The organism is Thermobifida fusca NBRC 14071 = JCM 3263, from assembly GCF_001592045.1.
Classification (GTDB): domain Bacteria; phylum Actinomycetota; class Actinomycetes; order Streptosporangiales; family Streptosporangiaceae; genus Thermobifida; species Thermobifida fusca.
Genome location: NZ_BCWB01000040.1, coordinates 68081 through 81016 on the forward strand (window position 1 = coordinate 68081; position 12936 = coordinate 81016).

At 67.2% G+C, this 12936-nt stretch carries 11 protein-coding genes; 4 read left to right on the forward strand and 7 right to left on the reverse strand.

Going from position 1 to position 12936, the window contains the following annotated elements; genetic code table 11:
- Positions 1-329: 329 nt before the first annotated feature.
- Positions 330-2684 (forward strand): sodium-translocating pyrophosphatase, encoded by a 2355-nt coding sequence (locus TF1_RS10090; RefSeq protein WP_016188027.1) that lies wholly within the window; start codon positions 330-332, stop codon positions 2682-2684.
- A 224-nt stretch (positions 2685-2908) separates the two neighbouring features.
- Positions 2909-3382 carry a SixA phosphatase family protein gene (locus TF1_RS10095; RefSeq protein WP_011290582.1) on the forward strand — a complete coding sequence of 158 codons (474 nt, stop codon included), beginning with the start codon at positions 2909-2911 and terminating at the stop codon, positions 3380-3382.
- Positions 3383-3406: 24 nt separating this feature from the next.
- Here TF1_RS10095 and serB read toward each other — a convergent pair whose 3' ends face one another.
- From serB to TF1_RS10110, 3 genes are all read right to left on the reverse strand, one after another.
- Positions 3407-4636: a phosphoserine phosphatase SerB gene (serB, locus tag TF1_RS10100; protein ID WP_227480977.1), complete on the reverse strand. Its 1230-nt coding sequence runs from the start codon at positions 4634-4636 to the stop codon at positions 3407-3409.
- Positions 4637-4797: 161 nt separating this feature from the next.
- A complete protein-coding gene (locus tag TF1_RS10105; protein WP_011290584.1) occupies positions 4798-5412 on the reverse strand; it encodes a DUF1707 SHOCT-like domain-containing protein in 615 nt (204 codons plus the stop codon).
- A 29-nt stretch (positions 5413-5441) separates the two neighbouring features.
- Positions 5442-6062 (reverse strand): DUF1707 SHOCT-like domain-containing protein, encoded by a 621-nt coding sequence (locus tag TF1_RS10110; RefSeq protein WP_011290585.1) that lies wholly within the window; start codon positions 6060-6062, stop codon positions 5442-5444.
- A 414-nt stretch (positions 6063-6476) separates the two neighbouring features.
- Between TF1_RS10110 and TF1_RS10115 the strand changes: the two genes are divergently transcribed.
- Together TF1_RS10115 and TF1_RS10120 are read left to right on the forward strand one after the other, a co-directional pair.
- Positions 6477-7262: an ABC transporter ATP-binding protein gene (locus TF1_RS10115; RefSeq protein ID WP_011290586.1), complete on the forward strand. Its 786-nt coding sequence runs from the start codon at positions 6477-6479 to the stop codon at positions 7260-7262.
- Positions 7263-7377: 115 nt separating this feature from the next.
- The gene (locus tag TF1_RS10120; RefSeq protein ID WP_011290587.1) at positions 7378-8130 is read left to right on the forward strand and encodes a sulfite exporter TauE/SafE family protein; all 753 of its coding nucleotides are present in this window, start codon (positions 7378-7380) and stop codon (positions 8128-8130) included.
- 10 nt (positions 8131-8140) lie between these two features.
- On the opposite strand, the gene TF1_RS10125 is transcribed toward TF1_RS10120, so the two are convergent.
- The 4 genes from TF1_RS10125 to TF1_RS10140 form a co-directional block, all read right to left on the reverse strand.
- Positions 8141-8767, reverse strand: coding sequence for an HD domain-containing protein (locus tag TF1_RS10125; protein ID WP_011290588.1), 627 nt, complete (start codon positions 8765-8767; stop codon positions 8141-8143).
- Positions 8768-9039: 272 nt separating this feature from the next.
- On the reverse strand, positions 9040-9924 hold the full coding sequence (locus TF1_RS10130; RefSeq protein ID WP_255266166.1) for an alpha/beta hydrolase family protein: 885 nt from the start codon (positions 9922-9924) through the stop codon (positions 9040-9042).
- A 205-nt stretch (positions 9925-10129) separates the two neighbouring features.
- Complete coding sequence (locus TF1_RS10135) at positions 10130-10753, reverse strand: TetR/AcrR family transcriptional regulator (RefSeq protein ID WP_061783842.1); 624 nt, start codon at positions 10751-10753, stop codon at positions 10130-10132.
- A gap of 831 nt (positions 10754-11584) precedes the next feature.
- Complete coding sequence (locus tag TF1_RS10140; RefSeq protein WP_011290591.1) at positions 11585-12721, reverse strand: CapA family protein; 1137 nt, start codon at positions 12719-12721, stop codon at positions 11585-11587.
- Positions 12722-12936: the final 215 nt, after the last annotated feature.

The window sequence follows — 12936 nt, forward strand, 5'->3', positions numbered from 1 at the left end:
GTTGCGTTTTGTCATTTTTTGCGAAAAAAGCGACAAAAGAGAAGTTTGTTCTCTCTGTTGGGTGAATGTCGCATTTTTTGGGGTGTTGTCGGACCGCAAACCTCAAGGTTTTCTCGAAAACCTCCTTTGGGACCTCACATTTCCGGGTAACGATGCGTAGACTCCCGGCACATCGAATCCGTTAATACAACGGAAACGATGGGGATTTTCCCGACCATGGAGGCACCGGCAAGACCCCGCCTGACGTGCTGGAGGGCGACCCGTCCGGAAAGCCCTGGACGGCGGAGCGAGCACCCGGGCGGGGCCCTGCCCGTCTGGAGGAGGACGGATTGACCGGGCTCAACCTTGCCGCTGACAGCGGCGCCGAGCTCGCTCTGCTCGGTATGGATCTCACGCTCGTCATCGTGGTTCTCGCGGTGGCACTGCTCGCGCTGGCTGTTGCCGGGACCCTCGTGCGTGAGGTTCTCGCCGCAAGCCAAGGCACAGAGCGCATGCAGAATATCGCACGAGCGGTCCAAGAAGGCGCGGCTGCCTATCTCAAACGCCAATTCCGCACCCTCGCGGTCTTTGTCATTATCATTCCCCTGCTGCTTCTCCTGTTGCCCGCAGACACGGAAGCCGTCCGCTGGGGACGCTCCATCTTCTTCGCGATCGGCGCGCTCTTCTCCGCGATGACCGGGTTCCTCGGCATGTGGCTCGCCGTGCGCGGCAACCTCCGCGTCGCCGCGGCCGCCCGCGCCGGAGAAGCACGAGCTGCCATGCGGATCGCCTTCCGCACCGGCGGTGTCGCCGGCATGTTCACCGTCGGCCTCGGCCTGCTCGGCGCAGCTCTCGTAGTCCTCATCTACCGGGCCGACGCCCCGATCGTCCTGGAAGGCTTCGGGTTCGGCGCGGCCCTGCTCGCCATGTTCATGCGGGTCGGCGGCGGAATCTTCACCAAGGCGGCTGACGTCGGCGCCGACCTGGTAGGCAAAGTCGAACACCACATCCCCGAAGACGACCCCCGCAATGCCGCCACTATCGCGGACAACGTGGGCGACAACGTCGGCGACTGCGCGGGCATGGCCGCCGACCTGTTCGAGTCGTACGCGGTGGTCCTCGTCGCCTCCCTCGTCCTGGGCCGGGTCGCCTTCGGCACGGAAGGACTCGTCTTCCCGCTCCTCGTGCCCATGATCGGGGTCATCACCGCGATCATCGGGATCTTCGTGGTCTCCCCCCGCGCCCGCGACGCCAACGCCATGGCGGCGATCAACCGCGGGTTCTTCATCTCAGCGGTCATCTCCGCCGTCCTCGTCGTGGGAGCAGCCCTGCTCTACCTGCCCGACACCTTCGCGGAACTGGAGGGCGTCCCCGCAGATATCGCTGCCTTGGACGGCAACCCGCAGCTCATCGCGATCGGCGCGGTACTCATCGGCCTCCTGCTCGCCGCAGCCATCCAGCTGCTCACCGGCTACTTCACCGAAACCAACCGCCCGCCGGTACGGGAAATCGGGGAGAGCTCCCGCAGCGGACCGGCGACCGTGGTCCTCGCCGGCGTGTCCGTGGGACTGGAGTCTGCCGTCTATTCGGCGCTGCTCATCGCCGGAGCCGTCTACGCGGCGTTCCTCCTGGGCGGCGGCAACATCACCGTCAGCCTGTTCGCTGTGGCCCTCGCCGGAACCGGCCTGCTGACCACCGTCGGAGTCATCGTGGCCATGGACACGTTCGGCCCGGTCGCAGACAACGCGCAAGGCATCGCCGAAATGTCCGGGGACGTGGAAGGCTCCGGGGCTGAGGTGCTCAACAGCCTGGACGCGGTGGGGAACACCACCAAGGCGATCACCAAGGGCATTGCGATCGCCACCGCGGTACTCGCCGCGACCGCGCTCTTCGGCGCCTTCCGCACCGCGGTCGAAGCGGAACTGGGCGCCACGGAGTTCAGCCTCTCCGTGGACCAGCCGGACGTGCTCGTAGGCGTGATCATCGGAGCGGCCGTCGTCTTCCTGTTCTCCGGGCTGGCCATTATGGCGGTGGGCCGTGCTGCGGGCCGCGTCGTCCACGAAGTCCGCGAACAGTTCCGGACCCGGCCGGGGATCATGGACGGCACGGAGAAACCCGAATACGGCCGAGTCGTCGACATCTGCACGCGCGACTCGCTACGGGAGCTCATCACTCCCGGACTGCTCGCGGTCCTCACCCCCATCGCGCTCGGCTTCGCCCTCGGCTACGCCCCGCTCGGCGCGTTCCTCGGCGGCGGTATCGCGGCGGGCGCCCTCATGGCGGTCTTCCTTGCCAACTCCGGCGGTGCCTGGGACAACGCGAAGAAACTCGTCGAAGACGGGCACTACGGCGGCAAAGGCTCTGAAGCGCACGAGGCCACCGTCATCGGCGACACCATCGGCGACCCCTTCAAGGACACCGCGGGCCCGGCCATCAACCCGCTGCTCAAGGTGATGAACCTGGTGGCGCTGCTCATTGCGCCGAGCGTGGTCATCTACGCCGACAACCTCGCCCTGCGGCTCGGCATCACCGTGGCCTCCGTGGCGCTGCTCGTCGGCGTCATCGTGTGGAGCAAGCGGCGCAGCACGGACGGCAGCTTCGCCGCTGAGGCCACCAAGACGCAGCCGGAGGCGCCGGCAGCCGACCAGGGCGCCGCCAAGGAGGAGCCGGTCAGCCAGGGCGGAGGCGCATCCTCCCAGGAGTGACCGGCGGCTGTCCGCCAGAAGAAAACCCGTCGCGCCGGGAAGCACGCGGCTCCCCTTCCCGGCGCGACGCCCGTGGAACCCGGCAACCTTCCGGGTGGTCTGGGCACCGTACTCGACCCATGGCAGACTGACGGCATGAGCGGTATGAGAGGGCTCGCCGTCATCGTCGGCGTGATGGTGGCATTCATCGCCCTACTAGCCATCGTGGCGACGGTGATCACGTCATGAGCCGCCGGTTGGTCGTTCTCCGCCACGCCCAAGCCGAACATTCCGCGTCTCTTGCTGACGTCGACCGCCCCCTCACCCAGGAAGGACGCCAGCAGGCCAGGATGGTGGGCGAACGCCTCGCCCGGGAAGGTCTGCTCCCCGACCACGTCCTCTGCTCCACCGCCCGGCGCACCCGGCAGACGTGGGACCTGGTCGCGGAACAACTGCCGTGCGAGCCCGAAGTGGACTTCGACGCAGAGCTGTACACCGCAGACGTGGACACCGCGCTGCAGCTGGTCAGCTACGTCGACCCCCAGGTGCGCACCCTGCTCGTGGTCGGCCACAATCCGACGATGGCGCAGCTCGCCGCCGCGTTCGACAGCGAATCCGGGTACCTGTCCTTTCCTCCCGCCTCGGTGGCGGTGGTCGACCTGGACGTCGACTGGCTCTACATCGCTCCGGGAACCGGGCGGCTGCGGCTCGTAATGTGACCGAGCCGTCCCGCGTCCCTGCGGTCAGGCGTAGCTGCCCCGTTCCGCGGCTTCCACTTCCTCCCGGGAGATCCCCAGCAGGAAGAGCACCGTGTCGAGGTAGGGCACGTTCACCGACGTGTCGGCCTGGGCACGGACCACCGGTTTGGCGTTGAACGCCACCCCGAGCCCGGCGACCCGGAGCATGTCGAGGTCGTTCGCGCCGTCGCCGATCGCCACGGTCTGGCTGAGCGGCACCCCCGCCTCCGCGGCGAACCGCTCCAGGGCCGCGGCCTTGCCTTTCCGGTCGATGATCGGTCCGACCAGCGAACCGGTGAGCTTGCCGTCGACGATTTCGAGGACGTTGGCCGCCGAGTAGTCGATGCCGAGCTCTTCCACCAGGTAGTCGGTGAGCTGGGTGAAGCCGCCGCTGACGATGGCGCACTCGTAGCCGAGGAATTTGAGGGTGCGGATCAGGGTGCGCGCTCCCGGGGTGAGCGTCATCTTCTCGCGCACTTCTTCCAGGATGCTCGCGTCCAGCCCTTTCAGCAGGGCGACGCGCCGCCGCAGCGACTCCTCGAAGTCCAGTTCACCGCGCATCGCCTCCTCGGTGATCCGGGCGACCTCGTCCCCGCAGCCCGCGTACTGGGCGAGCAGTTCGATGACCTCGCACTGGATGAGCGTGGAGTCGACGTCCATCACCACCAGGTGCTTGGACCGCCGGTGGAGGCCGCTCGTCTGCACGGCCACGTCCACCGACTGGGTGGCGGCCTCCAACGCCAGGTCGGTGCGGAGCTGTTCCAGGTTGCCCCCGGTCAAGGAGAGGGAGAGCGCGGTCACCGGGTAGCTGGCCAAGCGTTCGATACGGTCGATGTTGGCTCCTGCCCGTGCCACACAGGAAGCGATGGCGCCGACCGCGCCTGGACGCAGCGGGTCCCCCATGATCGTGACGTCGAGGCGGGTCCCCGTGCAGGGGCGCACCCGCTCGCCGTCGACCATGAAGTCGACGTCCATGTCCATATCGACCGCGACTTTGGAAACCGCCGAGCGGATCTCCTCGAACAGGCGCTCTTTGCGGACCCCGGGGGCAACGCGTTCGTCGGCCGACAGCAAAGCGCCCAGGAGCAGACGCCCACCAATGACAACCTGCTCCAAGTCGGTGATGGTGACCGGGAAGACCGACAAGGTGCTCAGCAGTCGAGCGCTGATGCCCGGACGATCTTTACCGGTGACCGTCACCAGCAGGGTTTCAGGCACGGAATTCGCGAGAGTCATGACGGCTCTAAAGGTACTCTGCTGGACCACAGTGGCGTAGACCAGGGCACCCCAGTCCCGGGCGGGCACACTCTGTTACCCGACGTGGGACCCTTCACCGGCCGACAGCACTGTGCTCCACATCACGTACCACGGAGAGCCGCAGCGGATCCGCGCCGCGGTCACCTGCACTTCTGGCCGGGGCGCTGTTCCAGCACCTGGATGCCACCCATCAGGCAGGTCCCGGTGATCCGGATCGTCGGGGCGCTCGGATCAGTGACGCTGTCCACCTTACTGAGGTCCACTCCGCCCAGGAAGACATTGGCCTGGTTGACCACCCGCACGCCGGGCGGCACGATGATCCGCAGCCCGCCGAAGATCACCGCGCACTGGAAGACGACTTCGCGCTGGGCGAGCACCGCCTCCCGCAGGTCCAGGTCCACCCCACCGCACAGGATGGACACGGTGGTGTGCGGCTCCACCAGCCAGCGTCCCGCACGCTCCACCCCGCCGAAGACCGCGGAAATCGCTTCTTTCCCCCGGCTTTGCGCGGCCAGTTGCTGCGCCTCCGCGGAGGACAGCGACGGGTCCGTCCCCGAAGCAGGCGACGCGCCGAGCGATGAGGGAAGGTCGCGGGTGATTTCGGCGAGTTCCCCCACAGTGGTCGCCCGGTACACCCGGTCCAACCGTTCGTCGAGTTCCTCGTGGTTGATGCGGCCTTCCGCAAGCGCGTTGCGGAGCACTTCGGCGCTGCGCTCGCGGTCCGCGTCAGAGGCGCGGAGACGTTCCAGGTCCATGGTGGAGCTCCTCACAGCAGCAGACGGCGTCAACGCATCCATGGCAGCTTCCTCTTCCCAAGAGTGCGTGTCCGGACTTTGACTGAGCTGAACATCACGCTTCCCCGCAGGCGGATCGTGGGCGCGTTGACCGTGACCGCCGAGTCCGTTTTCTTCAAGTCGACGTCACCGAAGATCGGTGTGGTTTCGTTGACGATCCGCACCCCGGGAGGAACCGTCAGTTTCAGCGAGCCGAAAACCAGCCCGCACTGGATGACCACCTCACGCTGGGACAGGACTGCTTCGCGCAAGTCCAGCGCGATCTCTCCGAACAGGGTCGACGTGTTGGTGCGCGGTTCCACGAGCCAGCGTCCGCTGCGCTTCGCGGAGCCGAACACGGCGACGATGTTCTCCGCACCGGTGCTGGAGGCCCGGAGCTCCTCGGCTTCGGAGAGCGTCGGGGCAGGGCCCAGATCGGCGATGAGCGGCTGCAAATCCCCCAAGGTTGTGGCGGTGGAGAGAGCGTCGAGCCGTTCAGCGTGCTCTTCTGCGGTCAGCCTCCCGTCGACGAAGGCCTCGCCGAGGAGTTGGGCCACGCGGTCCCGGTCGGCGTCGGAGGCACGGCGCCGCTCCGGGGGCAGTGCGTGCGAGTGGTTGGCGGCGTTTCCCATGGTCACGATTATTTGTCTTCGACGGCGGGAGCGAATCGGGAGACAACCCTGAGGTGTCCCGGAGTTTCACACGCGGACACCCTGAGACCGCCCGGCATTACGCGGGGCGAGAATACGGGTGCGGGGCGCTGCCGGGATGGGGACGCGGGACGGGGAGACCCGCCGGAGTCGCAGTCGAGGCCTTGCGCGCTGCCGGACGACCGTGGTGGCGGCCAGGGCAGCGCCGAGCGGGACGGAAGCGTCCGGGCACGCTGACTGGGGGCGCCCCGCAGGCGCAGGGCGGCGGGCGTTCACGCGGCCGTCACCCCCGTCTGGAAGGGTGGTCGCTGCGGACGGGTGGAATCGGGGGCGACCGGCGCGGTCGGCGGCCGAGCGTCCAGTATGTTCGCACTCGGGCTGTCACGAAGGAGAGCTATGAACGGGCACGTGCTGCACATGAGCGGGGTCGGGGTACGCCGCGGCCAGACGGTGTTGCTGGACGCAGTGGACTGGACTGTGGCGGAAGGGGAGCGCTGGGTGGTCGTGGGACCGAACGGTGCAGGCAAGACCACCCTGCTGCGGATCGCCGCCACTCAACTGCACCCCACCCGGGGCACGGTGGAGGTGCTCGGTGAGCGGCTCGGCCGCGGAGACGTGTTCGAGCTCCGGCCGATGATTGGCTTCGCCTCGTCTGCGGTGGCCGCCCAGCTTGAGGACGACATGCGCGTCCGGGACGTGGTGGTCAGCGCCGCCTACGGCTATCTGGGCACAGGGAAAGAGGAGTACAGCGCCCCTGACTATGCGCGGGCCCGGGCACTGCTGGGCCGGTGGGGAGTGCTGCGGTTCGAGGACCGTGCGTTCGGCACCCTTTCGGAAGGGGAACGCAAACGGGTGCTGATCGCCCGAGCGTTGATGTCCAACCCGGAGCTGCTGCTCTTGGACGAGCCTGCGGCCGGGCTCGACTTGGGCGCGCGGGAGGATCTGGTGCGCCGCCTCGGCACGCTCGCGAAAGACGAGTCTGCCCCCGCTCTCGTGCTCGTTACCCACCATGTTGAGGAGATTCCCCCCGGGTTTACGCACGGCCTGCTGCTGCGCGGAGGCAAGGTGGTGGCCGCGGGGCCGCTGGAGCAGGTGATGACCGCCGACCACCTCAGCACCACGTTCGGTATCGGGCTGAAGGTGGAGTTCGACGGGGAGCGCTGGTCGGCCCGAGCGTCGTAACCGGGGCGGCACGGCCGGGCAGCAGGGACGGCAGCCCCGCCTTCCGTGGCCGGTGCAACAGGTTCATAGACTGCACGGGATTCGGGAAGGTTCACACACCGGTTCGGGGGCGTCCGTGAACGCGTGGGAGGCATGCGTCGTCTTTGCTGCGGGTGCCGGGGCGGGAGCCATCAACACGCTGGTGGGCTCCGGTACGCTGTTCACTTTTCCGGCGCTGCTGGCGTGCGGGATTTCTCCGGTGACGGCCATGATCTCCAACAGCATCGGACTCACCCCGGGGTCGATCGCCGGAGTGATCGGCTACCGCAGGGAGCTGGCTGGGCAGCGCGCCCGAGTGCTGCGGTTCGGCGGGATGTCGTTCCTGGGGGCGCTGACCGGCGGAACCCTGCTGCTCACTTTGCCGGAGCGGGTGTTCACGTCGATTGCGCCTGTGCTCATCCTGTTCGCCTGCGCGCTCATTATTTTCCAGCCTCAGATCAGCGCGCGGCTGCAGGAGCGTCGTGCGGCCCGCCCCCACGGCGGCCCGCTGCTGCCGCTCGGCGTCTACGGGGCGGGCGTGTACGGCGGGTATTTTGTCGCCGCTCAGGGCGTCATCTTGATCAGCCTGCTCAGCAGTTCCCTCAATGACGAGATGCAGCGCCTCAACGCGTTGAAGAACGTGCTGGCGCTGATCGTCAACGCGTCGGTGGCCCTGTTCTACCTTGTCCTGGCTGAACCCCACTGGGGGGCGGTGGCGCTGATCTCCACCGGTTCGGTGATCGGGGGGTATTTTGCCGCGAAGTTCGGCCGCCGGCTCCGCCCGGGGGCGCTGCGCGCCCTGATCGTCGTCATCGGCCTCACCGCAGCAGTCCAACTGGTGCTGCGGTGAGGCCGGTCAGTCAGTTTCGGCTGAGGTAGCCGCGCCGTTCGGCGTCATCGACGAGCGCCAGCGCGTAGGCGCCCAGTGGCTCGGATCCCTCCGAGATGAGTTTCACGTTCTTGAGCACGTCGTCCTTGGAGATCTTGAACTGCCGCCACATGGCGCCTTCGGTGTGCCAGTTGGCGAGCAGGGGGGAGAGGCGGTCGATGGCTCTGGCGAACCGCGCCTCGGGGGTTTTGCGTTCTTCGAACTCGTCCCACAGGTTCCGTGCCCACACGGCCTGGTCTTCGGGCAGGAGCGCGAAGATGCGGTCCGCGGCGGCACGTTCCCGTTCCGCCTGGGTGCTCACGGCGGCCTGGTCGTAGATGTAGGTGTCTCCGGCGTCGATTTCCACGATGTCGTGCACCAGCAGCATGTTCACCACGTGGTCGATGTCGGTGCCCGCGGGGGCGTATTCGGCGAATACGCGAGCGAGTACCGCCACGTGCCAGGAGTGCTCGGCAGAGTTTTCGCGGCGGGCTCCGTCAATGAGCAGAGAACGCCGCAGTACGCGCTTGAGCTTGTCGACCTCCAGGACGAACCGGAGTTGAGAAGTGAGCCGTTCATGATCGATTCCGCTGGTGAACACCGGCGCCGGCTCAGTCACGTGAGTCGCCCTCCTAGAACTTGTCACACGCGAGCCCCACGAAGAGGACACTCGTTCACGCTGAGCATCCAGCGGGGAGAGTAGCCGTAGAGTGGGGCACCAAGTGATTATTCATCACGCTGCTGGGACCAGTGGGGGATGTCCGGCCCTTCACCAGGGAAGTGGTGACTCTAGGCAAGCGGGGCAAGCGAGCGCCGAGGAGCCGGGCAGCGGTTCTTGGCCGGCAGCGGATTTCGGAGGGGCAGCCCGCGGCCGGTGCGGGGGCGGAGCAGTCAGGGCGCGGCCTGAGGGCGGGCGATCAGGTGGGTGTGGAACCATTCCGTGAGGGCGCGGTCGGTGAGGACCGTCCCGGGGGTGGGCGGTCCAGGGTCGAGCCCGGGTTCGGGGCCTAGAGTGTGGGCGAGGTCGGGAATCACGACGTGCCGCAGAGTGTGGGGCTGGTGGTGCGGGGAGAGCGCGTCGTGGAGGAGACGGCCGTGGCTGGGCCGGATGATCTCGTCGTGTTCGCCGTTGACGATGAGGACAGGGGTGTCCGGCCCGCGGGAGGCGAGTTCGTCGGCTCGTTCGGTGAAGTCCAGTCCGGCAGCGGCGTCCCGCGACTGGTCGTCCCACGTGTAGTCGACTCCGAGGTGGCGTTCCCGGGCGGAGAGGACGTGGGTCGGGTCGATGACGGGGTTGACCACGCCCACGGCGCCGACGGGCAGGTCGCTTTCGATGAGGGCGAGGAAGACGGCGGCTCCGCCCGCTCCAACACCCATGAGGCCGAGGGGAGCGTCGGCGCGGGAGAAGGACCGGCGGAGTTCCGCGACGGCGAGGGGGAGTTCGGCTGCGGCCTGCCGCACGACCGGGCTGTAGAGCTGGAGCAGGTAGTCTTCCCGGCCGAGGCGGTTGACTTCGGACACGCCGCCTTTGGGGAGGCGGTGGCCGAAGAGGGGAAGGCCGAGGTAGAACCTCCAGGCGGGGAGTCCGAGTAGTGGCAGGGTGCCGGCGAGCGCGGCTTCGCTGCGCGGCGGTTCGAAGGCGTGCAATGCGACGACGATGGGCACGGTCGGGGCCGGGTCGGGCGGCGGGATCGCGAGGTAGGGGACCCCGGCGGCGATTCCTGTCAACGTTCGGCTCAGTGTGCTGTCGGCTACCACTGCGAGTTCCTCCCTCATGAGATGCGCCCCGCCGACCGAGGGGGATGGGTGGGCCGGCGCGTCGCGGACCTCGTGGTGTGCGGGCAGGCGGATAACGGGCGTGTGCGGGGCTGGGCGGCGGACGAGGCGCTGCTCCGCTGCCCCGGAGGGTCCGTCCCACGGTCGCGGATGGTCAGCCGGGCCACTGGGGGAGCGGGGGCCGGTGCGCGGACTGCTGTCGGCGCTAGGCCGGTGACCTGTCGTCTGTACTCTTGTGGAGTTCCTGGGCGGTGTCCGGTTCGTCGCCGAAGACGTGTTCCAGATAGCTGCGGACGAGCTGTTTGGCCGCGGTGATGAGACGGGGGTCGCCGTCGGCGTCGTCGCGGAAAGCCATTTTGAGCACCGCGTCCGCGGCCTCGACGGAGACGAGGACCGCTAAGTCAAGCTTCTCACTTTGTACGGCCCCGGCGAGGGAAATCAGCAGATCGCGTAAGCGCGTTGCGATGACTTGATTGTTCTCCCGGGTGGAATCCAACAGCTTGGGGTCGATTGCGTCACCGAACCGGAGAAAACGGAATCCGGGTTCCTCACGGTGCATAGTGACGTATTCGTCGATAATCGCGTCAACGGTCTCGGTCCAGTGGTCGAAGTTCTGCTCGGTGATCCGGCGGACGATCCGCGCACTGAAAATGTCGAGATAGCGCAGGCCGAGTGCTTGGGTGATCGCCTTCTTATCGGGGAAGAACTGGTAGACCGAGCCGATCGCGACCCCGGCGCGTTCCGCGATCTTGGTGGTGGTGAGTTCGGCGTATCCGGCCTCGTCCAGGAGTTCCGCGCAGGCGTCGAGCATGCGCTGGACCCGCGCCATGCTGCGCTGCTGGGAGGGGATTCGGCGCAATGGCGCGTTGATGAGGGAGGGCGGGGAGATGACTGCTGATCCGTTTCGGAGGGCGGGGAAGACCTCCTCTCCAGTGAAAGTGGTGGGACACGAGGATGGTGCGGGAAGTCGAGTTGTGGAAGATCGAGAATTGGTGGTCACGATCTCTGTGATGCCTTTCGTGGTCAGTTTGTTTATGTACTATTCCGACTCCCGGGTATAGATGGTCCGTTTCATAGATTTTGGCCACTTGTGGCCGTGATGCCTGCGGGGTTTTCCGCTGCTTCGCTGTCCGAATCTCGGAAAAGAGGATGTCCTGATTCCCGTTCCCGGGGAGCATGGCGGGGAGGGAGCGGCCGTGCGAGGCGTTCCCCCGAAGGGGATGCGGGGGCTTTCTGCTGCGGCACGCCATGAAAGGCCGCTGCGCCCGCGGACGTCCGTCACGCTCGAAAGGGGTTTCCCTAGTGCGGCAGAGACGGGGCAGGCCTGGCCTGGGAATACGAAGGCTGCATGTGCCGCGGCAACCGGTAAGCAGGAGGGGCGCCGTCGACCGAGGGAGTGCTTCCCGGGTAGTGCGGGAAGCAGGGCAGTGTCCAGCTGCCGGTCATCTGCTCGGTGCGGCAGGGGCAGGCCGCCGCGGGTAGTTCTCGGGGACGGAGGCGAGCAGCGGTGCGGCAGTGCGGCCGTGCCGCCCGCGTACGCGGAGTTCTCTAGCGGCTTTCCGTGTTCTTTTTCCGCGCGGCGCGTCCGGGCGGGCGCGGTACGGCAGTGCAGGCGGGCGCCGTACCGCGCGAAAGCTGGTCGGGGTCTTCCTCAGCCGGGTCAGACAGCCGGTTCGCCCGGTTCAGCGGTCAAGTTGATCCCGCTGCACTGTTCTCGGTAGCCCTCGAACCGGGCCACTCCTTCGGCGATTGCTTGCTCGTCTTCGAACAGGATCGGGACGCCGCCTTCGATGCGGCCGGGCAGCCATTCGTCTTCGAGGATTTCCCCGCCCTGGAGGGTGAGGCGGAGGACACCGGTCTCAGCGGTGGGGCCGTTGAAGTTGTAGAAGACGAAGTTGCCGAGACCGTAGTGCACGTAGGAGCTGCCCATGTACCCGCCGGGGCTGACCACGTGGGCGTGTCCGCCGACGACAGCGGTGGCGCCGGCGTCGATGAGCTGCTTGGCGAGGTCGGGGGCGTGCGGCAGGGGGCAGTGGTCGCCTTCGAGCCCCCAGTGCAGGAACACGATGACGGCGTCGGCTTCAGCGCTCGCCTTCTCCACAGCGTCGATCGCGTGGGTGATCATCTCGCCCTTGGTGGAGGCCAGGCCGGGCTTGCCCTCACCCGCAGTCCATTCGGGGATGAGGTGGTCGTCGAGGACGTCGGTGGCGCCGATGATGGCCAGGGTGTTCCCTTTGACTTCGAAGAACTCGGGCTCATACGCCTCGGCGATGTCGCGGCCCGCGCCGATGATGGGGAAGTCTGCGGCTTCGGCGTTCTCGAGAGTGTCGAGGAGCCCTTCGGTCCCGTAGTCCATGCCGTGGTTGTTGGCCACGGTGGCCACGTCGATACCGGCCTCTTTGAGAGCGGTGAAGGCGGTGGCCGGGGCGCGGAACACGAACTGCTTGGCCGGGGCCGGGGTGCCGCCGTCGGTGACAGCGGTCTCCAGGTTGACGACGCTGACGTCGGCTTCCTGGAAGACTTCGGCGACCGGGCCCATGGCAGTGGCCGGGTCTGCGTCCAGCCGCTGCCGCAGCATGCCCTCGAACATGACGTCCCCACCGATCGCCACGGTGTACGGCTCCTTGACCGGTTCGGCGGAGGCCGACGGGGTGGGCTGCGCAGGGCGGTCAGACGAGTCGTTGCTCAACTCGTCCGAGGCCGTGCCGCAGGCGGTGGCGAGCAGGGCGGTAGCCAGCAGCGCACCGAAGCGGAGCGGGCGACCGTTGGGGAGAGTGAGTGAGGAAAACGGGGTCACACGTGTCTCCTGGAAAGCTGGTTCGGCCGTCGTGAATAGAAGACGCGGGGCACTGGACGACAGGTGTAGGTAGCTGTGATGATGAATCTGATTTGTTACTTATGTCAGGCTTGGCGTCATCGAAATGCACCAGCGAGATTACCCAGAGTAATAACGGAGCGACCGAAAGTTGGGGCTCTTGGAGGAGTGTTGGGAGGGGTGCAGCAGAATAAGTG

Bases quoted from the DNA above. Each gene is read 5' to 3' on its own strand.
- TF1_RS10130 (WP_255266166.1), bottom strand. From the start codon at position 9,924: ATGAGGGAGGAACTCGCAGTGGTAGCCGACAGCACACTGAGCCGAACG.
- TF1_RS10095 (WP_011290582.1), top strand. From the start codon at position 2,909: ATGAGCCGCCGGTTGGTCGTTCTCCGCCACGCCCAAGCCGAACATTCC.
- TF1_RS10105 (WP_011290584.1), bottom strand. From the start codon at position 5,412: ATGGACCTGGAACGTCTCCGCGCCTCTGACGCGGACCGCGAGCGCAGC.
- TF1_RS10115 (WP_011290586.1), top strand. From the start codon at position 6,477: ATGAACGGGCACGTGCTGCACATGAGCGGGGTCGGGGTACGCCGCGGC.
- TF1_RS10110 (WP_011290585.1), bottom strand. From the start codon at position 6,062: ATGGGAAACGCCGCCAACCACTCGCACGCACTGCCCCCGGAGCGGCGC.
- serB (WP_227480977.1), bottom strand. From the start codon at position 4,636: ATGACTCTCGCGAATTCCGTGCCTGAAACCCTGCTGGTGACGGTCACC.
- TF1_RS10135 (WP_061783842.1), bottom strand. From the start codon at position 10,753: ATGGCGCGGGTCCAGCGCATGCTCGACGCCTGCGCGGAACTCCTGGAC.